Origin of the sequence: Tissierella praeacuta, assembly GCF_040396155.1 — a bacterium.
Classification (GTDB): Bacteria; Bacillota; Clostridia; order Tissierellales; family Tissierellaceae; genus Tissierella; species Tissierella praeacuta_A.
The window spans coordinates 1-26,782 of record NZ_JBEBOY010000017.1; the positions used below are offsets into that span (position 1 = coordinate 1).

28 protein-coding genes are annotated in these 26,782 nt (G+C 28.4%); 5 read left to right on the plus strand and 23 right to left on the minus strand.

Annotated elements, in window-relative coordinates:
• The first annotated feature begins 199 nt into the window (after positions 1-199).
• The gene (locus ABWP20_RS09745) at positions 200-2,032 is read left to right on the plus strand and encodes an FAD-dependent oxidoreductase (RefSeq protein WP_353095611.1); all 1,833 of its coding nucleotides are present in this window, start codon (positions 200-202) and stop codon (positions 2,030-2,032) included.
• Positions 2,033-2,073: 41 nt separating this feature from the next.
• Here ABWP20_RS09745 and ABWP20_RS09750 read toward each other — a convergent pair whose 3' ends face one another.
• Positions 2,074-2,760, minus strand: a complete 687-nt coding sequence (locus ABWP20_RS09750) for a response regulator transcription factor (RefSeq protein ID WP_353095612.1) — start codon at positions 2,758-2,760, stop codon at positions 2,074-2,076.
• 57 nt (positions 2,761-2,817) lie between these two features.
• Between ABWP20_RS09750 and ABWP20_RS09755 the strand changes: the two genes are divergently transcribed.
• The gene (locus tag ABWP20_RS09755; RefSeq protein ID WP_353095613.1) at positions 2,818-4,866 is read left to right on the plus strand and encodes a sensor histidine kinase; all 2,049 of its coding nucleotides are present in this window, start codon (positions 2,818-2,820) and stop codon (positions 4,864-4,866) included.
• A 442-nt stretch (positions 4,867-5,308) separates the two neighbouring features.
• Here ABWP20_RS09755 and ABWP20_RS09760 read toward each other — a convergent pair whose 3' ends face one another.
• From ABWP20_RS09760 to ABWP20_RS09785, 6 genes are all read right to left on the minus strand, one after another.
• Positions 5,309-6,085, minus strand: a complete 777-nt coding sequence (locus ABWP20_RS09760) for an SDR family NAD(P)-dependent oxidoreductase (protein ID WP_353095614.1) — start codon at positions 6,083-6,085, stop codon at positions 5,309-5,311.
• Positions 6,086-6,144: 59 nt separating this feature from the next.
• A complete protein-coding gene (locus ABWP20_RS09765) occupies positions 6,145-6,378 on the minus strand; it encodes a hypothetical protein (protein WP_353095615.1) in 234 nt (77 codons plus the stop codon).
• Positions 6,379-6,952: 574 nt separating this feature from the next.
• On the minus strand, positions 6,953-8,107 hold the full coding sequence (locus tag ABWP20_RS09770) for a hypothetical protein (protein WP_353095616.1): 1,155 nt from the start codon (positions 8,105-8,107) through the stop codon (positions 6,953-6,955).
• A 57-nt stretch (positions 8,108-8,164) separates the two neighbouring features.
• On the minus strand, positions 8,165-8,344 hold the full coding sequence (locus ABWP20_RS09775; RefSeq protein ID WP_353095617.1) for a hypothetical protein: 180 nt from the start codon (positions 8,342-8,344) through the stop codon (positions 8,165-8,167).
• A 231-nt stretch (positions 8,345-8,575) separates the two neighbouring features.
• On the minus strand, positions 8,576-8,992 hold the full coding sequence (locus tag ABWP20_RS09780) for an immunity 22 family protein (protein ID WP_353095618.1): 417 nt from the start codon (positions 8,990-8,992) through the stop codon (positions 8,576-8,578).
• A 65-nt stretch (positions 8,993-9,057) separates the two neighbouring features.
• On the minus strand, positions 9,058-9,456 hold the full coding sequence (locus ABWP20_RS09785) for a hypothetical protein (protein WP_353095619.1): 399 nt from the start codon (positions 9,454-9,456) through the stop codon (positions 9,058-9,060).
• Positions 9,457-10,044: 588 nt separating this feature from the next.
• Here ABWP20_RS09785 and ABWP20_RS09790 point away from each other — a divergent pair.
• On the plus strand, positions 10,045-11,031 hold the full coding sequence (locus ABWP20_RS09790) for an AraC family transcriptional regulator (protein ID WP_353095620.1): 987 nt from the start codon (positions 10,045-10,047) through the stop codon (positions 11,029-11,031).
• A gap of 37 nt (positions 11,032-11,068) precedes the next feature.
• Here ABWP20_RS09790 and ABWP20_RS09795 read toward each other — a convergent pair whose 3' ends face one another.
• From ABWP20_RS09795 to ABWP20_RS09820, 6 genes are all read right to left on the minus strand, one after another.
• Positions 11,069-12,691 (minus strand): ABC transporter substrate-binding protein, encoded by a 1,623-nt coding sequence (locus ABWP20_RS09795; RefSeq protein WP_353095621.1) that lies wholly within the window; start codon positions 12,689-12,691, stop codon positions 11,069-11,071.
• Positions 12,688-13,410, minus strand: a complete 723-nt coding sequence (locus ABWP20_RS09800) for an ATP-binding cassette domain-containing protein (protein WP_353095622.1) — start codon at positions 13,408-13,410, stop codon at positions 12,688-12,690. The genes ABWP20_RS09795 and ABWP20_RS09800 overlap by 4 nt, the downstream gene beginning before the upstream one ends.
• A complete protein-coding gene (locus ABWP20_RS09805; protein ID WP_353095623.1) occupies positions 13,377-14,177 on the minus strand; it encodes an ATP-binding cassette domain-containing protein in 801 nt (266 codons plus the stop codon). The genes ABWP20_RS09800 and ABWP20_RS09805 overlap by 34 nt, the downstream gene beginning before the upstream one ends.
• A complete protein-coding gene (locus ABWP20_RS09810) occupies positions 14,170-14,961 on the minus strand; it encodes an ABC transporter permease (protein ID WP_353095624.1) in 792 nt (263 codons plus the stop codon). The genes ABWP20_RS09805 and ABWP20_RS09810 overlap by 8 nt, the downstream gene beginning before the upstream one ends.
• A 2-nt stretch (positions 14,962-14,963) precedes the next feature.
• Positions 14,964-15,890, minus strand: a complete 927-nt coding sequence (locus ABWP20_RS09815) for an ABC transporter permease (RefSeq protein WP_353095625.1) — start codon at positions 15,888-15,890, stop codon at positions 14,964-14,966.
• A gap of 184 nt (positions 15,891-16,074) precedes the next feature.
• Entirely contained in the window at positions 16,075-17,421 is a 1,347-nt protein-coding gene (locus tag ABWP20_RS09820) for an MATE family efflux transporter (protein ID WP_503012530.1), read from the minus strand.
• A gap of 236 nt (positions 17,422-17,657) precedes the next feature.
• Here ABWP20_RS09820 and ABWP20_RS09825 point away from each other — a divergent pair, with 236 nt between their 5' ends.
• Positions 17,658-18,611, plus strand: a complete 954-nt coding sequence (locus ABWP20_RS09825) for a helix-turn-helix transcriptional regulator (RefSeq protein ID WP_353095626.1) — start codon at positions 17,658-17,660, stop codon at positions 18,609-18,611.
• A gap of 10 nt (positions 18,612-18,621) precedes the next feature.
• On the opposite strand, the gene ABWP20_RS09830 is transcribed toward ABWP20_RS09825, so the two are convergent.
• The 3 genes from ABWP20_RS09830 to ABWP20_RS09840 form a co-directional block, all read right to left on the minus strand.
• Positions 18,622-18,861 carry a hypothetical protein gene (locus ABWP20_RS09830; RefSeq protein WP_353095627.1) on the minus strand — a complete coding sequence of 80 codons (240 nt, stop codon included), beginning with the start codon at positions 18,859-18,861 and terminating at the stop codon, positions 18,622-18,624.
• A 226-nt stretch (positions 18,862-19,087) separates the two neighbouring features.
• A complete protein-coding gene (locus ABWP20_RS09835) occupies positions 19,088-19,669 on the minus strand; it encodes a helix-turn-helix transcriptional regulator (RefSeq protein WP_353095628.1) in 582 nt (193 codons plus the stop codon).
• 62 nt (positions 19,670-19,731) lie between these two features.
• Positions 19,732-20,001: a hypothetical protein gene (locus ABWP20_RS09840; RefSeq protein WP_353095629.1), complete on the minus strand. Its 270-nt coding sequence runs from the start codon at positions 19,999-20,001 to the stop codon at positions 19,732-19,734.
• A 186-nt stretch (positions 20,002-20,187) separates the two neighbouring features.
• Here ABWP20_RS09840 and ABWP20_RS09845 point away from each other — a divergent pair, with 186 nt between their 5' ends.
• Complete coding sequence (locus ABWP20_RS09845) at positions 20,188-20,490, plus strand: LPS biosynthesis protein (protein WP_353095630.1); 303 nt, start codon at positions 20,188-20,190, stop codon at positions 20,488-20,490.
• 345 nt (positions 20,491-20,835) lie between these two features.
• Here ABWP20_RS09845 and ABWP20_RS09850 read toward each other — a convergent pair whose 3' ends face one another.
• From ABWP20_RS09850 to ABWP20_RS09880, 7 genes are all read right to left on the minus strand, one after another.
• Positions 20,836-21,327 (minus strand): anti sigma factor C-terminal domain-containing protein, encoded by a 492-nt coding sequence (locus ABWP20_RS09850; RefSeq protein WP_353095631.1) that lies wholly within the window; start codon positions 21,325-21,327, stop codon positions 20,836-20,838.
• Positions 21,257-21,808 (minus strand): RNA polymerase sigma factor, encoded by a 552-nt coding sequence (locus tag ABWP20_RS09855; RefSeq protein ID WP_353095632.1) that lies wholly within the window; start codon positions 21,806-21,808, stop codon positions 21,257-21,259. Before ABWP20_RS09855 ends, ABWP20_RS09850 begins: the two co-directional genes overlap by 71 nt.
• 476 nt (positions 21,809-22,284) lie before the next feature.
• On the minus strand, positions 22,285-22,848 hold the full coding sequence (locus ABWP20_RS09860) for a GNAT family N-acetyltransferase (protein WP_353095633.1): 564 nt from the start codon (positions 22,846-22,848) through the stop codon (positions 22,285-22,287).
• 592 nt (positions 22,849-23,440) lie between these two features.
• Positions 23,441-24,346: a hypothetical protein gene (locus tag ABWP20_RS09865; RefSeq protein ID WP_353095634.1), complete on the minus strand. Its 906-nt coding sequence runs from the start codon at positions 24,344-24,346 to the stop codon at positions 23,441-23,443.
• Between the two features lie 147 nt (positions 24,347-24,493).
• Positions 24,494-24,673 (minus strand): hypothetical protein, encoded by a 180-nt coding sequence (locus tag ABWP20_RS09870; protein ID WP_353095635.1) that lies wholly within the window; start codon positions 24,671-24,673, stop codon positions 24,494-24,496.
• A gap of 95 nt (positions 24,674-24,768) precedes the next feature.
• Positions 24,769-25,890 (minus strand): hypothetical protein, encoded by a 1,122-nt coding sequence (locus tag ABWP20_RS09875; protein WP_353095636.1) that lies wholly within the window; start codon positions 25,888-25,890, stop codon positions 24,769-24,771.
• Positions 25,880-26,770 (minus strand): ATP-binding cassette domain-containing protein, encoded by an 891-nt coding sequence (locus tag ABWP20_RS09880; RefSeq protein ID WP_353095637.1) that lies wholly within the window; start codon positions 26,768-26,770, stop codon positions 25,880-25,882. Before ABWP20_RS09880 ends, ABWP20_RS09875 begins: the two co-directional genes overlap by 11 nt.
• Between the last annotated feature and the right edge of the window lie 12 nt (positions 26,771-26,782).

The window sequence follows — 26,782 nt, forward strand, 5'->3', positions numbered from 1 at the left end:
TTATTGTATCGTGTTAAACTTTTTGTGTCCATACTTATATACTAACACCAACATATGAATTTATAAAATAATAATACAAAAAACTAATTTTTTATATTATCATTGACAAATCTTTACCATATCTTTAAACATACTTTACCAAATTTAATATATAATCTAATTTAGAGAATATTACATAATAAAATTGGAGGGAATATTTATGAAACAACACTTATCAGTATTTTTAGTTTTAGTACTAATACTTACTTTAATCACAGGATGTACTAATAATAAAAATATTGGAAACTCAGAACAAAATCCTAATACCTTAAAAGATGGAACATATGTTGGAATTGGAAATGGTAATAACGGAGAAATCAAAGTTGAAATGACAGTAAAAAATAACAAAATCGATACAATTAATGTTTTAGAACATAATGAAACTTCAGGTATTGTAGATCCTGTAATTGAGCGTATTCCTAATGAAATTATTAAGACACAAAGCCTTAATATAGATGTTGTTTCAGGAGCAACAAATTCTACAAATGGCGTTATTGAAGCTATTATTGATTGTATTACCCAAGCTGGTGGCAATCCTGATGATTTCAAATTATCAAACGCTGATGAAAGTACTGCAAAAAAAGAAATTGAAGAATCTACTGATGTTCTAGTAATTGGTGGTGGTGGTGCTGGACTTCAATCTGCTCTAAGAGCCATTGAATCTGGATATACTGTTACACTAATTGAAAAGAATGGCTCTCTTGGTGGTGCAACTATAACTAATGGTTCTAATATTGTAGCAACTAATTCTAATTTATCTAAAGAGTTATTTGGCAATAATGGTGATTCTCCAGAACGTTTATATGAAGATCTTAGTAATGGTTGTAATGGCACTGTAGATCCTAGATTAACTAAAAAAATGACAGAAACTATAGGAGAAGCTATTGATTGGGTTTCTAAAACTGCTAATATCAAATACCATATTGCTCAAACTCAAGTTGTAGATCACTCTGTCGACAGACAAATAGAGGTGAAATCTTCAAGTAGTGCTGAAGTTATTGATGCTGTTTCTAAAAGGTTTGAAGAATTAGGTGGAAAAATAATGTTAGAAACTAAAGCATTAGAACTTATTACTGATAATAATTCTGTTATTGGTGCTAGAGCAGAAAATGCAAATAACATTATTAATTTTAATGCAAAATCTGTTATTATTGCTACTGGTGGATATGGAGCAGATGTAGAACTTAGACCTTCAAATATGGATGGATATCTATACTATGGTCCCTCTACTTCAACTGGTGATGGACTTAAAATGGCTATTAATATAGGAGCAGATTCTAGAAATTTAGATTGGTATAAAATATATCCTCATGGATTAGAAATAGAACCAGGTATAGGTAAACTTACTACTTACTCTTCTAAAAAAGCTACCGATTTAGGGGCAATATATATTAATTCTAAAGGGAAAAGATTATTAAATGAAAGTTTACCATATAGTGATTTCAGAAATAAAGTTATGGAACAAGAAGATAGTGTTGCATACCTAGTTATGAATGAAAATATATGGAATGAATACTATGAATTATTATTACTTCATGGTTTTTCAGAAGAGACTATCCAAAAGTATTTAGACAATAATGGTTCAAAAACCCCTGTTTTAGTTTCTGCTAATACCATTGAAGAAGCAGCTAGATTGGCTAATATAAATGCTGAAAGTTTGAAAGAAACACTTAATTTATATAATCAATATGCTAAAAATGGTGAGGATAAAGAATTTGGAAAATCTAAAGAATATTTATATCCTATAGAAGGAGATAAGTTCTATATTGTAGAACAAAAACTTCGTTTTGCTACAACTTTAGGTGGTTTAGTTGTAGATGAAAACTCTATGGCTGTTCTAGATAAAAATGGTAATAAAATTAATAACTTGTTTGCAGCTGGTGAAGTTATCGGAGGGGCTAATGGAAATGACTCATTGCCATCTATGATGAATTCTTGGAACCTATCTTCAGCATTTATAGCTGGATATTCAGCTACTGAAAATATAAAATAAATATAAAAAACATAAAGAATGCATAGAATTTTTAGCATTCTTTATGTTTTAAATATATATCCTGTTCTTCTTATTGTTTGTATATATACTGGATTTGATGCATCTTGTTCAATCTTTTTTCTTAAATTACTTACATGAACTTTCACAGTTCTTACATCATCATAACTTTTCTCTTTCCAAATTTTTTCATATATTTCTTCAAGTATTAGTATCCTATTAGGATTTTCTATCATGAATATTAAAATTTTAAATTCTATAGGTGTCAAATATATCTCTTCATTATTTTTTATAATCAAATGTTTTTTAGGTTCAATTATAAAATCTTTAAAATCTATAATATTCTTTTTAGAGATATTTTTACGTTCAATTTCAACTCTTCTTAAATTAGCTTCTATTCTTGCTATTAATATACTATTATTAAAAGGTTTTACTAAATAATCATCACCACCAATTTCTAAAGCTTTGATTACTGTTCCATCATCATCTATGCAACTTATAAATATAATAGGTGAGTAAATATTTTTTCTCAACTTTTTACATAATTCTACTCCATTAATATCTGGTAACATTATATCTAATAAAATTAAATCATAGTTTTGTACCTCTACTGTTTCTAATGCTTCCTTAGCTGTATTTACAACACTTACTGAATATTTTGTCTTCGACAAGTATAATTTTATAATTTCACAAATATCTAAATCATCTTCTATTAATAATATTTTATACATAGAAAAACCTCCAAATGTATTATACTATAAAGTAAGTAGATTTTAAAGGAGTACAACATGACACTAAAAAAAAGAATTCTTATATTGTTTTTTATATCTATAATTATGATGACGTTATTTTTATCAGTAACTAAATACAATAAAACAGCATATAAATTATTTGCCAAAAATGGCATATTAAATTTAAAAGAACAGAATTTATCTGGAAATAATAAATATATTATTGGTGGTGAATGGGAATTATATGATGGTGTTTTACTTAATCCTGATCAAATTATTACTAAAATAAATGATAAATCATTATTATCTGAAAATATTAATGACTTAAATACTAAATACCATAAAAGAACTTATAGAGTGAAAATCATCACAAAAAACCTTGAAAATTTATATCTTTTAATTCCTGATATTACTGCTTTTAAAATTTGGATTAATAATTCTCTTATTTTAAATTATAGGTTCAATGATGATAATTCTAATATTAAACGTATGAATACAATACCAATAGATTCCAATCTATATAAACCTATTGAAAATGGGTATGAACTAGATATAGTATTATCAGTTAAAGATAGAATTAGCCATAGAGAAAGGCCTACTAAAATATTAATTGGTTCTCCATCAGCAATAATCAATATTGAAAATGCAAATTTGGTTTTAAATTCTCTAGCTATTGGTTGTTATTTTTTAGTTATTATTTATAGTTTTTCACTTTTTATAAAAAAACAAAGTGAAGATTATCTATTATATCTTGGCCTTTTTGGAATAAATAATATTATCGCCAACTCTCTAGATTCTAATATTTTAGCTATTATACCTTTTTTAAATATTAAATCAGAAGTATGGATTAAACTAATAAATCTTGCAACTTTGTTCATTCCTATTTTTATATTTGCTCTATGTAATAATCTATTTTATAGTCCACTTTCAAGAAAAGCACAAAAATTAATTATTGTTTTTTCTGCTATTTTAGCTGTAATTATAGCATTTTTGCCTTTAAGTATTTCTCTTTCTATTGGAAATTTAAGTTTATTTTTTGTCAGGATTTTAGTTCCTATAAATGTTATAACTATAATAATTGCTTTTTTTAGAAATAAATGTAATTTGTTAATTCTTTTTGGCGGACTTTTGTTTGGGACAGCCTTTGTTTTAGAAGTTTGTATTAATACTGGTTTAATTCCTGTTGGTATAATAAGTGTATATATAAATACTTCTCAATATGCTTATTTACTTTTTACAGTATTTATTGTTCTTATTGTGGCTAATAAATTTGCAAAAAAATTTAATGAAGCTGATCAACTTTCTATAAAACTAGAGCATATCAATAAAAACCTTGAAAAAATAGTAGGTAAAAAGACTAATGAATTAAAAAAGTCTTATGATAGCATTATAGAATTGCAGAATACAAAACATAATTTATTGCTTGGTATTTCTCATGATTTAAGGAGCCCTCTATTTGTAATAAAAGGATACTTGGAAATAATTACAGATGGTCTTATTGATGATCCTGAGACTATTAATCTATATTTAAATCGTATGAAAATAAAAACGGACTATCTAACAAAACTTATAGAAGATTTATTTTTAATTACTAAGCTAGAAGATAATAAAGTCAAATTCAACTTTAATAAAATAAATCTAAATTCTTTACTAACTGATATATGTAATGATATGAAAGTCAAAACATCCAATAAAAAAATAAACTTTCATTTGAATTTACCTAGAGAGATTATATATATAAAAGCTGATAAATATCGAATTGAACAAGTTTTTGAAAATATCCTAGATAATGCTTTTAAATATACTGAAATCAATGGTTCTATCAAAGTAAAAATGGATGTAATAGAAAAATATAAAGTTTTAATTTCTGTGGAAGACAATGGTATAGGAATTTCTCAAGATGATTTACCTAAAATTTTTAATAGATATTATAAAACAATAGATAGAAATAATAATTCTGATTCAACAGGACTAGGATTATTTATCTCTCATGAAATTATAAAAAAACATAATGGATCTATCTGGGTAAATAGCATTATTAACAAAGGCACAACTATTTTTATAAGCTTTCCAATAATTAATATTTTAGAAAATAATGATGTATAAACTATCATCTCTCAAAAGAAAATTATAACAAAACTTAGGTATTTTTTATTTCTCCTATCATACTTACTAAATCTATATTTGGATTTTTTCATAGCAAAATAATAACTACAAGAAATTTTCTTGTAGTTATTATTCAAATATTTTTTGCTGAAATTTTACCCTACTCTTTCTGATTGAAGTTTACCTTGATCATTCAGAATCGCATCGTAACTTTCCTTATAATATGCCAATTAAAAAACACGTCCAATTTTGTAATGTATCCCAAACATTGAACGTGTTTTTAAAATGAGGCCGTTGTAAAGTAACTTATTTTATTCTGATGGTTTAAGTTTCTATTTTTCTGGCTTACTTTAATTTTATCAATTGCTGTTTTAATCCTTATACCGCAACTCTCGAAATTGCTGTTTTTCTTTTGTACTCCTGCCAGTTAAAATACTTAATTCTATACAAGGGATCCACCGCCATCTACGATTATGAACTGACCTTGAACATAACTGGAACTATCGCTAGAAAGATAGAGAACAGTACCATTTAATTCTCCTTTTCTTCCAGGGCGTCCTGCTGGGTTCATTGTATTATATTTGTTCAGAAATTCTTCAGACTTAAATAAGGTTTCACTCGTCATTTCACTTTCAAAAAGAGCCGGCCCAATGGCATTCACTGTGATACCATATTTTGCATAGGAAGCTGCCATACCTCTTGTCAAGCCAACCACTGCAGCTTTGGAAGAATTATAGGAATGTCTAATAAATACATCAAACTTATCTACAACTACTGCATTTACGGATGCGATATTAATAATTTTACCATAGCCTCTTTCCTTCATTTGAGGAAGTACATATTTGCTTGCTAAAAAGATTCCCTTCACATTCGTATCAAAGGATCTATCCCAATCCTCCACTGACATGGTATCTACTCCGCCATGAACAGCAATTCCTGCATTATTTAACAAAATATCAATATGGCCGAAGGTATCAAGCACGGTTTGCATCGCTGTTTTTACACTTTCCTCATTTGTAACATCACATCCAACCGCAACTACCTTTCTGCCTATTTTCTCAATTTCTGCTTTTACCTCGTTTAGCTTTTCTATACGTCTTGCCAGTAATGCAACATCTGCTCCAGCTTTTGCATAGGTAAGTGCCGCATCTGCTCCAAGCCCTGAACTTGCTCCTGTTACTACAGCTACTTTTCCAGTTAAATCAAAAAAATTTTCCATTTATATACATCCTTTCTTTTTATTAATAGAGACTATAAATAATATTACCAAATATTGAATTAAATACGGCCTGTTTCCATAAATGCCGTACGGTCATAGTGTCCGGTTAACAAATATGGAATTACATCATTGGCTTCTAATTTTTCTACTAAATTAAGTTTGTGTACTAACCAACTGTTCTTTGAGTAAGCACCACCTATTATGATGTTAACCAGCAGTTCTGCCCATGGATCATCAATACTTGATTTTAAATTGAGATGCACAGATTCCAGCTGGTCCGCCGCCAACAACAATTGCAGTATGTCCTTTGGATATCCAACATTCCAAATGTATTTGCCATTTCTTTACTTTCAACCAGGAATACCAGCATTAAATTATTCTCTCTCCACAAAAAGGCCTGTAAAAGCTTTCCTCCCTTCACTCCTTCATAGATATAAACTTACTGAAGTCATGCTTCTTGTAGTATCTGTGATTTCTGATTTCTTTAGAAATGGTTTTGGGAGCACAACCAATAATTCTGGCTATTTCAACAAAAATCTGTGCTCATGTAGGTCTTTCTGTATCTCATGGCAGTCCATCCAACTGAGAGGTTGTCCTTTTCGTCTTTCATTCTCAGTCATATTTGCCTTCTGTTCTGCAGAGAGATACCATTAAACTATATCATAACCCCTGATGAAAAACTAGCATTTGGTTTTAACTATAAAACGAAAATTTGACTCATCTGACAAAGGCACTAGGAAAAGATTCCGTGATATTTTGCATGGAGCTGGTATTAGTGTAGCGACAAGAACACAATTTGGTTCTGACATCAGTGATGCATGTTGACGCTCTTTGGTGATGAAAAAGATTGTCTAGTAACTGCTTTTATTATCCCTGTGTTATTCCATACTCTTCCTCGTCTTTCAGCATTTCACCCTTTCCGCTATTAATAACTATAATCTTAAGCTTTCCATCTGATGAATCATTAGCAAACCATATATCTCCATTCCCTATTATAAACCCAACAGAATTACTCCATATATTCTTTGTGTATACATCTTTAATTTTCAACTTAAATTTATCATTAAATATCAGATTGTAGTTTTCAAGAAATGTTTCTTTATCTTTGATATATATTTTTTGTTCATCTAGATTAGCATTAAGTGGGTATTGAATAATTTCTGCCAGATCGTGACTTTCATCATTTTGGATTAATTCAACAACTCTTTTTGCAAAATCTTCTATTTCTTCCTTGCTATGTCCACTATAAATTTCCCCTGGTTTCATTTCTCCATCTGGCCATGTTAAATGCACAGAAAGTTCTGCTTCCATATTCTTTTGAGAAAATTCATACCAAACTACATCTTCTTTTTCATCTTGTTCTTTAATGGAAGAATTATACGATTCCTTTGTAGCAGATTTATTATTAATGAAGTATGATATGGTTATGTCATCATTATTTTGGCTTGATTCCATATATCCCAATATGTCAGTTTCGTAGGCATTTGATTGGAATTTCAATTTTCCATATCCATTATCTGCTGCACCGTTTGAATACTGAAATGTCCCGTCTGTTTTAAGCCCTTCTAAACCTCTGTATACAATATTGTATCCATAAACTGTATCATCCATATAATGTAAGACTTCATAAAACTCTGGATTATTATCTACTGCTAATTCAAGAATAACTTCAGGCACATCATCACCATCCATATCAAGTACTGTAAAATGTGTTACTTTTAGGATGGTTCCATAAATCTCTTTGTTAGTTAAAAAATCATTCAAAGATAATTTTTTCTTGTTATCAACGCTGAAAAACTCAGCATTATTTAGCAATACTGCTTTATATGCTTCTAATACTGAATTATTTGTGGTCTTTGTATCTTCACTTTTGCTGTCCAAAGAAGGACTGGTGTCAGTATCTTTGCTATTATTCACACTACTACTATTATTTAAGTTTAAATCACTTTTACTACCTGAACACGCAGTAATTGAAGTGCTTAACAGAAACACAAGAAGTATGTACATAATTCGTGATTTCATTTGATTTCTCCTTTCAAAATATAGATTGTATTTTAATTTTATCCCATTCTACTAAGACTATGATTTATATCCACTCCATCCAGCTTGACCGCCTACAGAATAGGCATTGCCTTTCTCTATATCACCTCTGTGGATTTTATCTACAATGGCTTGATATCTGCGAATCTGCAAATTAGTTTTAAAATCTGACAGCAGAGGAGATGTGTACGGCTCAACTATCCATCCGCCCGCAATCATCCCTATAGAAATGAATACTGATAACAGGCAGTTTCTGAAATATATTTTCTGTTTCCGATATCGAATCGCCTGTACTATAGTAATCAAAATCAGTACAGGAGCAACTAAAACAAGTGCAAACAAGGTTATACTCTCTTCTTTATTATTTTATTCCAAATTTAGAATTGCTGTTTAGTTGGATTATATAAATTTCCTATAACTTTATTTTAGTTACTTTAAGTTTTCCATTCTTTATTCTTCTGGAAATACACCTAAAAATTTAAAATGTCCAAATTCATTATTTTGAATTTCTTTAGTATCACCTTCATATTTTAATTTCCCTATTACAATAGCAACATTATAAAAATCTTCTAAATCATTTGGATAATTTGCCTTAAGCTTATCAATATCAAACACATCTGCTTCAGCAAAAATTTCCTCTATCGAATTTGATGCTTTTGTATTTGCAATTGCAACTAAAAAATCCTCATCATAAGTATTTATTCCAAAATCAATTCCAAATTCAGAACCAATACAATCAACATCCAACATTTCATAATCTTTTTCTAAATATCTATTAAGTAACTCTTGTGAATTACAATTTCCAATAAAAACAGAAACATATTCATCATTACTATAAGTGTAATTCTTTTGTTCAACTTCTCTCATATTTTATTCTCCCCATCACTTTTACAAAATTATATTTTAAAAACTTGACAATTTTTAGTTACTTTCTATTTGTAATTTAAATTATTGTATTCTTCGTTGGTCATCAACCGCCATCCATTTTCCTCTTCCCAGATCAACGTAACATCTTCCAATGAAGCATCCCACTCCGCATTGGGAATCGCCCTACGAAGTGTCGTTAGCCATTGTATAAGGAAAAACAATGCTTTTGTTTGCATTTCTAACGAGTCCTGATCCTGCATATCATCATAAGGATAAGGAAGCTTTGCAGACCCAGATAAGATACAAGTGGGATCTGCTAGGTCATAGGAATACTGACATAGTGCTTCACCACTTTCCAGATAGGGATAGCTTGCCTCACATTCTTTTAAAATCTGTGTAATCTGATCTTGCTCTATTTTAGTAAGTGGATAGCTTCTATTCACTTGGTAATAGATACTTGTCATTTCTTTTTGCTCCTTTCATCGTAAAATATAAAACTTCTGTCGATTTATTTTATTTCTCCTACGGGAACAAATACTCATAATATACGTTTAATAAACCTTAAGTTTGATAGTGTAGTCAAATTTGTGCTTGTTTATCATTTTATGCTCTGTAAAATATTCCTCATAAAAATTATACATGATTTCAGAATCTTTAGCACTATACTTTTTTCCATATAAGTTTGTCTAATCGTTTATAATCGAAACGCATCAGCAACAATAGCCTAGATCTGTACTTGATAAAGATAGGCTATTTTCCATGAATAATGTGTTTGGGTAATACTCTCATGGTAAACTTATGAAAACATTATAGTTTTATTTGTACAAAATCTAGGTACTTAACTTTATTCTTCTATTTATATTTTAATTTTTTATATTATTTAGTTCAATAAATATATATCCTTTTATTTTTCATTTTAACAAGGACTTCTTCTCTCTTGTTAAGACTCATTTTCAACGCTGATTCATAACATGAGATTTACTATCAATGAACTTTATTATACAATATAATTGATTAATATATTTTTACTTAATAAGTAAAGGGGTGTTACTTTGGATATAGCATATTATTATCCTGACGATGTTAAAAGGAATATAAATGAAGATAATTCAATTACATATATACTCTCTAATAATACAGGGGAAGGTTTTGTTAAACAATATAATGTATTTTCAGGAATTGAAATTTTCTATCATAGTATGCATTTAGAAAAATATGATTATGATAAAATTCCTATAAAAGATACTATTGAGATTAATTTTTGTACAGAAGGAAGGATTGAATCTGAACTTAATGATGGAAAATACATATATATTGGGAAAAGTGATTTATCTATTTTTGAACTATCTCATGAAGCTATTAATTCTACTTTTCCATTAAATCATTATCACGGAATATCTATTTTAATAAATATTCCAAAGGCAAATATAAGTTTAAATAATATTGCTAAATCTATGGACCTTACCAGTATAGATTTATATGAGATTAGGGATAATTTGAAGAATGACAATTCACAGATTAGATTGATTATAAGAAATGCTAAAGAAATAAATCATATTTTTGAAGAATTAAATTCTGCTCCTAAAGAGCTTTTAGAATACTATTTTAAATTAAAGGTACTAGAAATTATATTGTTCTTAAGTAAAATTGACGGCAAATCTATTTTTGATACTCCTAAATACTATTATAAAAATCAAGTTAGCACTATTAAAAATATAAAAGAGTTTTTAACAGAAAATATTTCTAAGAATTACACTATTAAAGAATTATCATCAATTTTTAATATTTCAGAATCATCTTTGAAAGAATGTTTTAAAGATGTGTATGGAACTACTATCTATAGTTTTACTAGATCTTATAGAATGGATTTAGCCGCAAAATTACTATCAACTACAAATGATACAATTTTAGATATTGCTCTAAAATCTGGATATAAAAGTCCAGGTAAATTTTCATCAAGTTTTAAAACAGAGTTTAATCTACTACCTTCTGATTATAGAAAAATTAAAAAACAAAATAATCAAAAACAAACTTATTAAAAATAGCTTTAAACCATATGGTTTAAAGCTATTTCTTTTAGTTATTTGGAACTACTCCAAAAATATCAAAAAATTGTGGCACACTTGAGAAATTATAAGATTTTATCTTATTTCCATTATATACTACTAAATCTTTTGCATAACTAATAGGTAAATCTACTACATTGTTGTTATTTTCATTTAATAATACTTTAAAGATTTCTTTAACTCTTTCTTCATCTTTTGTATTGGAGAATTCTTCAATTTGTCCTTTTATATCTTCGTAGTTATCTAAACCTTGGTATGATATATTATGAGGGTCTGCTCCCATAGATTCTGTAAAGAATTTATTTGGTTCAGTATAAGAACCTTCTGTATTCCAAGTAGTTATATCATATTTTCCTTCTACCCCATCTACCCACCAAGTCATTTGGTCTTTTCCTTCAGTTATAACCGCTATACCTATTTTTCCTAAATCTGCTTTCACAGCTTGAGCTATTTCATTTGATAATGATAAATCTGTCCAATAAGTATATAAAATGCTAAGTTTCTTACCATCTTTTTCATAAATATTTGTGCTTTCGTTTAAAGTCCATCCTGACTTTTCAATATATTCTTTGGCTTTATCTACATTATAATCATACACTTCATCTATTTCTACATCAGTATAGGGTGTTCCCTTTCTAAAAAGTCTTTCAGCAACTTTTTCATTTCCTAAAGTTAATCCTTCTGCAATAGCTTTTTTATTTACTCCATAAGCTATGGCCCTCCTAATATTTATATCTGATAAAGTTTCAGAAGACGCATTTAAAATTAAATTTCTTGTAAGAGTCGGATTTTCATTAACTTGTCCTTTTATATCTTTTAATGATATGGCTTGAGTAAAATCGTCATATGTTATTAAATCCGCTCCATATACTAAATCTACTTCTCCAGAATTTAAAGCTTGTATTCTAGATGAGTTTTCTGGGATATATTTTACTATGATTTTTTCATAATATGGTTTTTCTCCCCAATAATTTTCATTTCTAACAAATACAGTTGAATCTCCAGATATAAAACTTTCTCTTACATAAGGACCTGTTCCAATTACATCAGTAAAAGTTTGATAATTTCCTTCTTCTATAACATTAGGACTCATCATAGACATAACATTTTGGAAACAAAAATCATTTATATAAAATAAAGATGGTCGAGGAAAAGTTATAGCAACTGTATATTCATCTATGACCTCTACTTTTTCTAATTCTGCTACTGCTTTTATACCACTGAAATTAGGGTTTAAGTGATTAAAATCTAAAGCCTTTTTTACAGATTCAGCGTTAAAATCTTCTCCATCATGATATTTTATTCCTTCTTGTAATTTAAAAGTTAAAACTGTTCCTTCATCATTCCATTCCCATTCTTTAGCTAAATTTGGAACAATCTTATCATTTTCATATTTAACTAATGGCTCATATATAAGTCCACAAGCTATATTGTTTTCTTTATTCATAGTCAGTGTAGTTAAATTAGTAAGTTCTTTTGCAGTACATATTACTAATTCTTTAGATTCTTCTTTTGTAACTTCCTCTTTCAAAGCTTCTTCTACTGCTACCTCTTCTTTTTTGCTACATCCAGTTAATATATTTACTAATAACATTAAAGTTAAAGCAAGTATACCTATTTTTTTAATTTTCATATTATCATCCTTTCTTCTTTTGTAGCTTTTTCATACATTATCTTTCCCTTATCCATATATAAAAGCCTATTAGAAATCCTTTTAGCACTTTCTTCATCATGAGTTATAAATATTACTGTCATTTCAAAATCTCTTATAGAATTACTTATCATATCTAAAACCATATCTTCAGATATCAAATCTAATCCACTAGTGATTTCATCCAATACTAAAAAACTAGGGTTTGTTCCTAAGGCTCTAATTAAAGATACTCTTCTAGCTTCTCCGCCAGATAATTTTCTAACAGGGGTATTTAAAATCTCTTCTTTCATATTTAACTTTTTCATAAGTTCTAAAAGGATTTCTTTTCTTTCATCTTTATTATAATTAGTTAGATTTACTAGGCCTTCTTCCATATTTCTTAAAACACTTAATTTAGGATTTAATGTACCTGATGTATCTTGAAATACTGTTTGAATATTTTTTCTAAAATTTAGTAACTTTTTTCCTTTTAAATTTGTAATATTTTCTTTATCAAAAAACATTTGTCCAGATGTAGGATTTTCTATTTTAGAAATTATTTTAGCAAGTGTACTTTTTCCAGAGCCACTTTCACCTAATATAGATATACTTTCTCCAGACCTTATTTTAAAATCTATATTATCTAAAGCATGAAATTCACCTTTATTAGTCATATAGGTTTTATTTATGCCTTGAAGCAATATTTCTCTGTATTCCATGTTCTATCATCCTTTAACTTTCTCATCTTCTTAATCTGTTTCATAAACTCACTCTTAGGTTCTGATAATATAGAACTTATAGACCCATTTCCTACCATTTCTCCATCTTCCATTACATAAACCTGTTCACATATTTCTTCAAGAACATCTATATTATGAGATATTAATAAAATACCTGAAGATTCTTTGAACTTTTTTAATTCATTGACCAATATTTTAGTATTTTCAAAATCTAATGCAGAAGTAGGCTCATCAGCCAATATATAATCCGTATTTAAACCAGTTAATATTGCACAAGTTATTCTCTGCAACTGTCCTCCTGATAATTCATTGGAATTTGAATTTAAAATCCTATCTGTATCATTTAGTCCTAGTTGTTTTAGCTTTTCTACTGCTATGGATTTCGCATTTTTTTTAGATATATTTAATCTATCTGTAAAAATTTCAATCATTAATTTTTCAGTAGTATATCTAGTATCAAAAGCTGACATTGGATTTTGTGGAATATAACCTATTTTTCTTCCACTTATTTTTCGTATTTCCTTATTAGACAAATCAGTTATATTTAAACTGTCTATAAAAATATCTCCATTATATTTTTTGAAATTAGAATTATTTATTCCAAAAATAGTTTTTAAAAGAGTACTTTTTCCCGAACCACTTTTACCTGTTAATCCTACTATTTCTCCTTTAGATATATTTAAATTTATATCTTTAATAATCTTCTTTTCATTTGTTCCTACTGTTAGATTTTTAATTTCAATCATTGCTATTCAATCCTCCTATACTACTTCCCATAATATTAAAAGTTAAAGAGGATATTATTACAGCAAGTATTGGATATATAATTAGTTTAGGATTTACTAGTCCATAATTTCTAGATTCTAGAATCATAGTTCCCCAGTCCACCACATTATCCCCAAGATTTAATCCTATAAAGGAAAATCCTGTTATTGTAAGTATCATGTCTGCTGAAGATAATGAGATAAACTCAATCATATCATTAAATATATTTGGTAGAATATGAACAAATAGTATTCTAAATTTTGAAGCTCCTGATGACCTAACACATAATACATATGCTTTTTTTAGTTCTAAATCTGTCTTTGTCTTTACAAGTTTCATATATCTTAGAGAATAAGAAACTGTCATAGCTAAAATCATAGTTCTAATTCCATTTCCCCAAGCACCTATAAAAACTATTAAATATGCAATTGGCGGAATAGAAGTTATTGCATTTATAGCTCCATCTACTATTGAGTAAGTTCCAATTATAGATTTAGAAAGTATCACTCCTAATAAAGTTCCTACTATAAATATAATTAGTCCACCAAATAAAATAATTCCTAATGTAGTTTTTCCTCCGTATAATAATCTAGATAAAACACATCTTCCTAAATGGTCTGTACCTAGTAGATATTTATTAGAAGAACTTTGAAATCTATTCATAATATCTGCTTCTTGTGGATCATTTGGTGCAAATAAAAAACTCATAAACATTAAAATAATTAATATTATAGAAATTCCTACAGTTATATATTTCTTATTCATAGCTAACTCCTTTCTCCTTCTATTCTTTCATTTATAATATCCGCCATAATATTCATTAAAGCTATGAAAAAAGCCAAGAAAAATACTGTTGAATGTATCATAGGAGCATCTCTTTCTATAACACTATTTACAATTAAATATCCAAAACCTGGTACTGAAAACACTCTCTCTATTACAGTAGCCCCTGCTATGGATAGACCTATACTCTGTAGAAAACTCGGAATAATTCCTAGTATTCCATTTGGGATTAAATGATTTATAAGCATTTTAAATTCAGACAAACCTTGACATCTTAAGTACGTAGAATAATCTTCATTACTCTCTTTAATTAGCCCGTTATAAAATAACGGTACATAAAAACATATTATAAAAACTGCTAAACATATAGCTGGAGGAATTGAACCTTTAAACCCAATATTATTAGTAACAGAAATTAAATTATATTTAACACCAAAAATATCTAAAAATAAAGTAGATATATAAAATGATGGTACTGATATTCCAACTATACATAATACTTTAAATAATCTTCTTATGAGTTTATTTTTTATAATAAACATAAGTGACCCAATAACTATGATTAATACAAATTGTATAATTGATGATATTCCTACAATTAATAATGTTTTAGGAAAGGCTTTCCATATTTCATCCCAAACACTATATCCACTTACTAAGGATTTTCCTAAATCCATTTGAAATAATCCTTTTAGCCAAGAAAAATATTGTACAAGTAATGGTTTATCAAAACCCATACTGATTCTAATATTTTCTATTTGAAGTTCTGTTGGATTTCCTATTGCCCTTTTAGCATAAGCCGTTGCAGGATCAACTTTTGAAACTCTCATAAGTATAAATGAAAGTAAAGTTACAAATAATAAAGTGAAAAAAAGTTCACTTAATCTCTTTATAATCTTTTTTACATCCAATTTTATAATACATCACCTACTTTCTTAATTGATTTTCATAAGAATAAATATACACTAATTGATAATGATTATCTTTCCTGTTTGGACTTTTCTTTTCCCTTTTAGATATTTTTGTGAATTAATAGTAAGCAAGTAGGAGATAATCAACTACCTCCTACTCGATTAATCTTATATTCTAAGTTTTTTATAATTCTATCTTTATAGCTTTTAATCTTTTATATTCTTTTTTCTGTAATGCTAGTCCTACTATAATCATGATGAAGTCTACAATTGGTTGAGCGAACCAAACTCCATTGATTCCAAATGTTTTTGAAAACAATAGTAAGCTAGGAACAAATAATATTAGTTGTCTTAGTAAAACTATTCTACTGGCAATGCTGCCTTTACCTATGGATTGAAAAAATGTTATGTTCATTATCATTATTCCATAAAGAATGAATACGGTATAGAAACTTCTAAAATATCCTATGCCTAAAGCTATTATTTCACTATTTATATTAAAAAGACTTAAAATAAAATCTGGTTTTAACATAATTGGTAGATAAAAAATTCCAGCAAGGATAGTGCCCCATTTCATAAATATTTTTACTGCTTCTATTACTCTATGATATTTTTGGGCGCCATAGTTTGTTCCTACAATAGGTTGAAGTCCTTGACTCATTCCCCATATAGGTATAAAGCAAAATGCATAAAGACTTAGACTTGCTGACATTAAAATCCCATGGATCTCTCCTCCATATTTAAAAGACTGTCTGTATAGAAGAGTCTGCTGAATCATCATAAGTACTTGTATTATCATTGCAGATATTCCTACCTGAAACATCTCTAAGTAGATGGTTTTTTCAAATTTTATTTTTGTTATCTTTATATTTTTGCTTTTGTTTTTAAAGTAGTTCCATGTTACTATTGCCTGAATTATTTGTGCTACTACAGTAGCTATTGCAGCCCCTTCTATTCCATAGTTTCCCATGTTCTTCATTAAGATTGGATCTAGTACTATATTTATAAAAGCTCCAAGTCCCATAATCTTCATAGCGTCTTTCATAAGACCTTCTCCGCGGATTAACATATTAGCACTTTGAGTGAAGTTTACAAATAATGATCCTATATATGCAATTCTTAGATATCTAACTCCTAAATCTAATATTTCTCCAGTTGCACCGGACATTCCTATTAGTTTTCTTGAAAAAGTGATTCCGAAAATAGTTATTATTGTTGAAAAAAGAATTATCCATGCCATTAGATTTCCCATAATCTTGTCTACAGTTTTTTTATCATCTCTTCCCAAGGCACGAGAGAGTATGGAAACTGAACCTACTCCTACTAGCGTGGCTATTCCGTTGTTAAGCATGGTAAAGGGTGTTGCTATACTTATGGCACTCATGGCCTTTTCTCCTAATATTTGTCCTCCAAAAACTCTATCCATAAAGGGATAGAGACCTATTATTACCATTCCTATAATTGCAGGAATAGATAATTTAAACATAAGTTTTTTTATATCCTGATTTAATATTTCATCTTTCATAGTCATTTCTCTCTCCTTTTAATTACTCTTATCTGCTAAATACTAGGCGTTCCTGTTTTATAATATCTTAAGTCTTCTGTTAATCTCTTTCATATTATCTCCTCCTTGTAAAAGCATTTATATTATGTTATATTGTTGATAATCATTATCAATGATATAGTTTTTTAATTTCTAAAACAATAGTTTAAGAGTTAGTACGACTTAAATAGATAATTAAAAGGTCAAAATGTATAGGTGATATTATGGATTGTAGTGAAATCAGAAAAGAACAATTAAAATATTTTGGATTTATAAAAAAAGAAAATCCATTTTATAGAAATGGGGAATATTTTAATTTAAATAAAAAAATAGGTAATGGTGGATATTGGCTATATGATTATAAAGGCCTTTTTGCCATAAGTATTCATGATTTTTATTTCTTTAATGATTTTTATTTTTCAACAGATATGTATGTAGATGAAGATCCTAAGTATTTGAGTATCTCATATAATATAGATATTACAGGCGATTTTTTAGATTCTAAGTTAAATATAAGAAACAATTCTATAAATGGATTTTTATATGGAGAAAATAGAATACATGCACTTATAAAAAACAATACGCCTGTATATTCTATTTCTATAGAAATCTATCCCAAATATTATGAAGAACTTACTAATAGATTTGGTTTGGAAAAGAATTATTTAAAAAATGCCCTTTTAACTTTTAAAGGTGACACAGGTTTCTATGAAATGATGATACTTCTTCAAGAGATAATAAGCTTTAAAGGAATAGGACTTTCTGCAGAACTTTTCTACGAAAGTAAAGTTACTGAAGCCGTAGCACTTCTTTTAGCTAAAGTAGAAGAAGAAAATATATATGTATCTAATAAAGAATATCAAGAAATTAAAGACATAAATAAATATATATTAAATAATTTAGATAGAAATATATCTCAAAAGGAACTCTGTGAGAAATTCTTTATGGGAAAAACTAAACTACAAACTCAGTTTAAAAAAGTAAATAATCTAACTATTTCTGAATTTATTAAATTAAATAAAATAGAAAAATCTAAAACATTATTAAAAGATAATACTCTGAGTATCAAAGATATATCAAAACAACTAGGATATCCTAGCCAAAGTAGATTTACAGAAGTCTTTAAGGAAAGTACAAATATATTACCTAGTGAATATAGAAATATACATTGCTTGTGATAAATCTATTTTAGATAGATATAAAAAATAATCCTAAAGTTCTGGAGTAGAACCTTAGGATTATTAACTTAAAGACATATAATTCACCATTAACCTTTACCATAGGAATCCTGTCCCATGCGACTTCATCGGTGACCACAATAGGTTTAGAATGTTCACCACTTCCTAGAACAGCAGTATCTTGATCACAACGTATCAAAAGCAAAGTCGCACAAGTTATGACTATAACTAACGATATATACTTTCTCATATCTATTCCTCCTAAAGAATTTTATTTGAATTTCTATAGGTACTTCTTTACTCGTACCAATATATAAAAATATCTAAATATAAATATGGATTTAAGATCTCCAAATTCCTGAATGAGTTCTTTAGATTGGCATGATGTAAATACTTTATAGTGTCCTAAATTCCGCATTTTGATTATTTATATAATACTAATTTCTGTTCAAAATTTGAGGGTTAAAGTTAGTTTCCTATTTTGAAGAAGATGATGATAAGTACCGTCTGAACTCTAGTGGTGTCATCATCATCTTCTGCTTAAAATATTTAATATAATGGCTTGTATGATTGAATCCGATCATGTAGGCTATTTCTGTTATAGAATAATCTGTGGTTTTTAACAACTCAATGCTTTTATTGAGTCTATAACCTAGCAAATACTTATAAGGAGTAGTTTGCAAAATACTTTTGAAACAACGAATACATTCTGCTTTGCTTACATGTGCACTCTTAGAAATGTCCTCCAAGGAAATATTCTTTTCAAAGCTCGTATTGATAAAAGATAGAAAAGTCTGCATTCGCTCCTGTTTTCTGCTATTGACTTTAGATAATTCTGAAGATGGGATTTCTACATTTGATATAATAGTAAACCAGATATTAACAAGCCTTATGGATATCTGATATTCATAAAATTTTATATTATATTTGCTATTTACCAATTGGCTTAATTCACTTAACATAGTCAAAATCAGTGTTTGCCATGTTTCTGTTGATTTAAAAACAATCAATGGCAGTGAAGAACTGTTAGTAAAGGGTAGCACATTGTTTTCTGCCATAAAACTACCTGGGTAAAAAGTGAGGAAATGTTGTGGGAATATAAAACTTCTATAATGGCAATCTAATTTCTCAGTAATTTGGTGCAATACCCTTTATTTATAAATATAGCTTCTCCTGCTTTTAAATCACATGAATAATTAACTGTTTGAATATGGACTATGCCTTTTAACACAAGGACAAACTGTACTTCTTCATGCCAATGCATAGCTTTAAATCCTAAGTTTAGAGGAAAGCATTCTCTGCTTTCTATTTCCAAAGTTAAAAATGGAAAAGCTGTATCTCCTAGTGGATTTATAGAATGTATAATTTCATCTGTGTATATATCTGTCATTGTATCCCCCTATATTTGATAATATTATTATATTTATCTGCTTATATATGTGTATTAAGCAAAATAATAAGATGATATTATTATATCTATTAGCAAAGGTAATAGTCAATACTTTGCGAATGGTGATAAACTAATTTATAAAAAAGAAATATCTATTCCCTATTTTAAAACTTAGGAGGTAATTGAATGATAATTGACGGGCATCCAAAAGAGAAAGAAGCAATGGAGGCATTTCACCGAGGCAATAGAGCAGAAGGCTTGAAAATTCAAGACGAATTTATCCAAGATTTACGTGATGCTATGAAAACACAAGACCATTGTTCATGTAAAAAGGCTTGCAAGTTTCATGGCAAATGCATAGAATGTGTAGCAATACATAGAGCACATCAGGATCATCTACCAAACTGTTTCCGAATCATGGTGAATCAAAAGATTTTAAAAATATCTGAACTGACAGAACATACAATAATTGATGATTTAAAGAGGTAGGACTTTATAAACTTTTAAATATCTCATAACTCGTATGCTTGACCGCAAATTTATTTAATTCTTTTTTGTTTATATGAAAACGAAGGCACTAAGATGTTTCATCTTAATGCCTTTATATTTTCATTGAATTTTATTTTTTAAACTTACAAGAGATAAATCACATAATTCTATATATCCTATAAGTAATTTTATACTAAGATTTTATTATCTCACAAACTATCACCTATTATAATTCATAGACTTTTATCAATGATTACCAAGTATCAATACACTAATTCAATAATATACTATAAAGTTAATATCATTCGTAAAATCTAATATATTTTGAAGTTCAGTAGTTGTTACTTATTTATAGTAGATATTTGGTTTTATAGGTAAAACTTCATTGATACGAAGCGTATCATAAGGGATATCATCTATATTCTCAAGGAATTCTTCGGCTGTTCCAAAAACAAGAACTCCGTAGGTCTTGACTCCGTGCTCATCAATATATGCAAGAGCATCTTCATAGAAATCTGTTTTGAAATAATTATAATCAAAGATGTCTACAAATTCTTCTCGATTTCTCAGATAATCCAGGCGTGATCTGAAATGAATCCCATAGGCTTCAGAAATAGCTTTCGGATAATCTTTTTCTGACAGTACAGAATCCTCCCTAAAATCTAAAAGATAAAAAATAGGATATTTTTCTGGATCAGGACGTCGATTAGAAGATAGTTCATCATTAAAGTTCGGGTTGAATCCAATTAAATGCATCAGCTGAGTCTCACTCCACTGATTTCCTGAATCCACCGTTCGGATTCCTACCCATTTGAAGTTCAGTGATGGATAATCCATTTTCTCCCTCCAATTCTTTCTTAAGCCTTTTTCTAGCTCTAAATAACATTGTCTTAGCAGCACCCTCTGTAATATTTCTTGAATTACTAATCTCTTTAATCGAAAAACCACAGAAATAATAAAGAATAAGAATTTCTTTGTATGCCTCATTTAGATTTAATACTAAATTATATAAATACTTATTTTTTTCTGATGCGATCATTTTATCTAATGGTGTTTCATTATTAGATAAAATATCTTCAAGATTATTTCCACTGCTATACTCCCTATCTCTCTTAAGAAAATCTAAATATAGATTTTTACAAACTCTAAATAGCCAATATTTAAAGTAACTCACATCATCAAGAGACAAATATGCCTTAAAAAAGGTATCACTCATTATATCCTGTGCTAAATGATGATTTTTACACAATGAAAATGCATAGAGATATAATTCTCTGTGATATTTAATATATAATTTTTCCATCTGATCATTTATCACTTCGATACCCCTTTCAATATATAAATGAATTATAAAGATTTAGGTTACATTTTTACTCAAAAAATTAAAAATAAAATAATTTACAAATTATATTTATAGCTGACTCAGAACCAATGGTCTAAGTCAGCTATAAAAAATCACTTTTATTCTATTTTGTTAATTTATTCAACTATACCAGCAAAATCCCATTCTATTACTGACAATAAAAATGGTAATTTCAATTTACTAATACTATAACCACGCGTAACTATTAAACTAATAACCCCATCAAGCCCATGATTTTACTAGCCATTTCTTGTCAGCAAACAAACAGACTCCATATGCCTTGAGTGCTGATGGTAAACAAACTAACCCTTAAAAATGTAGTAAAGTTTATCTTAGAAAATAATACTATTAATAAAATTAGGCTTACCGTTAAGAGTAAGCCACTTCTACCATTTAATAACTATGACGTTAAATAAGAACAGTACATTATACTACTTAAATAACATTTGCCATTCTTCCTTTAAGATACCATAGCTCACAGAATCATAATATTTATTATCAACAATTCTTGCTTTTCGGTAAACAGCTTCCTTTTTCAAGCCCAATTTCTCTGCCAATCGCATCATTCTCATATTTCCAGACCAAGTTGACAATCCAAGCCTTATAAGTTTTGGGTTTTCAGCAAAGATTTCATCTATCCACATCTTTAAAGCTGTATAGCCTATACCATTTCCCCAATAATTTTCATTGAAAATTACAATTCCAACTTCCATCCAGAGAGTTTCTTGAGATTTCCAATACCAATTAACTTGGCCTATTATCTCATCAGTATCTTTATTAGCTATTATTTTTTTATTTTTTAGGACATTTCTTTCTCCTTTTAATAATAGTTCTTTAAGTTCTTCAACATACTTTATAAGCTCTTCTTCACTTCTTTTCCCATAGTATGGACCATTAAATTTATGGAATTCACATGAAGGATGATTCCAATATAAGTAATCCTCTAAATCTTTAATTTCTAATTCTCTCAAGATTATATTTGCTTGTTTAGGCATAATACTCCCCCATTGATTTAAAAATTTATTATTTTTATATAACGTATTTTCTTACAATCGTGTCTTATCATTCAAATTAAATTATATATCTTTCTTACATGCAATTCAAACTAATTTTCAACATATTGGAAAATACTTAATTTGTATCCTTAATTCATAATAATATTTAAATATAAAAACAAGTACTTGCATATCAGTAAGCTCAAATTTCTTGATGTTATAGACAATATAATCCATATTAAATCATTAATTAAAGAATTTATTGATATTCAAGTGTATCTAAGAAATCATTTATTTCTTTAATTCCCTTTATAATTCCTTTTTCATTCAACAAGGAATATATATCAAATATTGAAAAATCAAGAATTCTCTTCTTTTTCTCTACTTTATGGCATATTACATTTTATACCTTTATATCCCTAGTTAGATTGTTGTTTATTTTCTCTGTTAAATTTATTTATATAATCTAAGTTTATGGACAGCAATATTTCTATTTTCAGTCATCTTAACAACTGATAATCCTTTGGAACGGTAGTCATTAATTTTATCAGTTAATGTTAGTATAATAATTGAGCACTGAACCACTAGAAATCTAACACTCATTCATCCTATGTGCAGATATCAAAGATGATAGAAATATACATATAATTGAACAAACTATGGCAAATATTAGAACTGCAGTTGATGTGAGAATTCTATTATTAAATAGATTGTAACTGTATAACGAAACTATAAACGAAAATAAGTTAACTCCGTTAATAGGCTGTATATGCAAAAGTTTCTTTACAACTATTGGTAAGTATTCACTATTTCTTAGAAACATTGGTGGAACTATCAATAGAGAGGATACTAGCAATGATGTATATGTCTTCTGAAATATAGAGTTTATTAAAGCCCCAATAAGAGTTATACACAATATGCATATCCATGCAATTACCATGTAATAAATGTATAACTGTCCAAATGACGGATTATATATTACCATAAAAAATTCAGGTAAGATTTGTATTTGTGCATTCCAACCAGAGACCCCTAAAACTCCGAATACAATAAATGATACGATTATACTACATATTAAAAATTTCAATGTTAAATAGGTGAGCAATGCAAGTACCTTATTGAACCCTATGAATATAAGTTTTTTTCTTCCAGCAGCATTCAATATTATATCCATGTCTTGTTCCTTTTCAAATGAAAAAAGCTGATTAGATATTATAATAGCAGAAAAAACTATTGCAAAATATACGAAAAATAAGGATTTAATTAAAATTGGCCACTGATCGATAAATTCAAACGTAAAAGGTTTTTCTATATGAGAAGCTCTTTTTAATGCTTCTTGTTTTTCAGAGCTCGATAAAAAATTAGTTCCATAGATATTTATCCTTCCTTCTATCTTTTTCATATTTCTATCATAAAAGTCATCCGTATTTGGTAGATTGCTAACTTGAAATCCACAAGACCCTATGGATGGTAATTCACATGATCCTGTAATTGGCAAATATGCTTCTTTTAAAAGAAGAAATATTCCTGGATACTCTTCTTCAATTCCAAAAGATGCGGTTTCCCCCTTCGGAAGTGATTTATAAAATGTAAGGGCATCGTTCAGTTTCTCTATGCTTAATATTCCAGATGTCTTTTTTATTTTTTATTTTCTAGCTTCAAAACCATCCAAACCTTTTATTATAACTTCCTTCCCAGTAGAGTAATCGTAACTTTCATAGCTAGTAATAAAGAAAATTGGCATGACTATTGATAATAATATTGCCAACACTAGCAAAATCATGACAGCCGGATTTTTATAAAATTTCTTCATTTCATAAGCCATTGTAACTCATCCTTTCAATATAAAGATTAGTTTCTAAGCGTTTTTTATCCTCGAGCTAAATAATCTAGGTACTATTAAAACACAAATTATTAAAATTATAAGAGAACATAAAATAATGGCTGTCGTTGTAAGACTTTTAATGAAAAAAACTTAAACATCTGAAGTGATGTTATATTTCTTATCGTCATAAAACCATTAATTGGCTGCACCTTCAAAAATTTTCTTACAGATATAGGGATAGAATCAAACCTTATAATTACCAAGGGCAAAAATACCATTAGAAACCCAATCACTAATGATGCATAAGATTTTTGCATAAAGGCGTTTATAGTTGCAACTAAAGTTCCTATTGCTATAATACTAATCCAACCCATGAATAGGAACAACAAGTACACACCACCAAAAGTTAAATTATATATGGAAGTAAAAAATTCAATTTGAATTTGACTTGACCAACCATCTATACCAGTAGCTGAAAATACTATTATAGAGACTATTAACACACTAACTAAAAACTCTATCGTCAAAAAGGTTAGCAAAGCAAATATTTTATTTCTTCCAATGCTTTGTAGTTTTTTACTTCCAAACGTAACTAATATAATATCCATATTCTTTTCTTTCTCATAAGAAAAAAGTCTTGATCCTACAACAATGGCAGATATGGAAATAATAATAAATAAGATAGCTAATGATTTGTAAACCTCTACCCATTGTCTACTGAAATTTATGACAAATGGCTTTTCTATGGTCTCTGCTCTTTTCAATATAGCATCCTTTTCCCATAATTTATAATCATTCGGTGAATTATTTAAAGTATCTTCTATTTTTATTATATTTCTATTGTAAAAATCATCTACATTTTTCATTGTATGCAGATTTGCTCTTTCCTCTGGATTACTTGGCGAATATGCATAAGATAATAAATTAATAATGCCTGGATATTTTATATCACTTTCTAAGTAGGCTAACTCAGGGGATGGTATTGATTGCAAGTAACTTAGAACTTCTTTTATTTTGTTGATACTTAACTCACCTTTAGAGTTTTTATATCGTTCTCTCATTACATGAATAGCAGCTCTCCCCTTAATTCTGTTAATACTATTTGGAGATTCTATTACGGAAAAACTTCTTATAGGTGCTATGGAAACTAAGATAGCAAGCAGGACTAAAATTTTTACATGAAGTTCATTCCAAAACTTTTTTAATTCACTTAACATTTGAATGTGCCTCCTTTTTAAAGTTAATGAGGTAAACATCATTTAAAGTGGGTTTTACTTTTACTGCATTAGGCACAGGGCGTGTTGAACTAATAATTCTAGCTTTAATAGTCCCCTCCGACTCATAAACCATTGATACTACGTAATCTTCCGTTTTATTATGTACTTTCAGTTCATTATGCATGTCTAGTTGATTGTTGAAGTTTGCCTCCCATACGAAATCATCACAACGATTAATTAGATCTTTTTCGGTACCATTCATTACAAAATGTCCATCTTTTAAAATAAAAATTTCCTTTGATATAAATTCTAAATCAGTAACAATATGGGTTGATATTAGTATAATCTGCTCGTGTCCAAAATTTGAAATATAATTTTTAAAATTAATTCTTTCAGTTGGATCTAAACCTGTAGTCGGTTCATCAAGCATAATAATCTTTGGATTAAGCAAAAAAGCTTGAGCTAACCCAACTCTTCTCAATTGACCTCCAGACAATCTTTTTAGTTTTTTATGTTTAAGATCTGTTAAATTAAACAAATTAAGCTTTTCATCTATATCATTATTTATTCTATTTTGACTAGCATTGGATTTTATATTACCTAAGTATGATAGAAATTCACAGATACTCATATCTGGATAGCCGTTAAATTTTTGTGGCAAAAATCCTAGCAGAACATCTTTTTTATCGTCTATGTCAGGATAAATTACCGTTCCTTGATAATCAGTTAAAAATCCACTAATTATTTTAAAAAGAGTTGTCTTACCAACACCATTAGCCCCTAAAAATCCATAGATACCATTTTCTATGGTAGCACTCATATCATCAATAACGACATTGTTTCCATATGATTTTTTAATGTTTTTTATTTGTAAACTCATAATGTTTGTCCC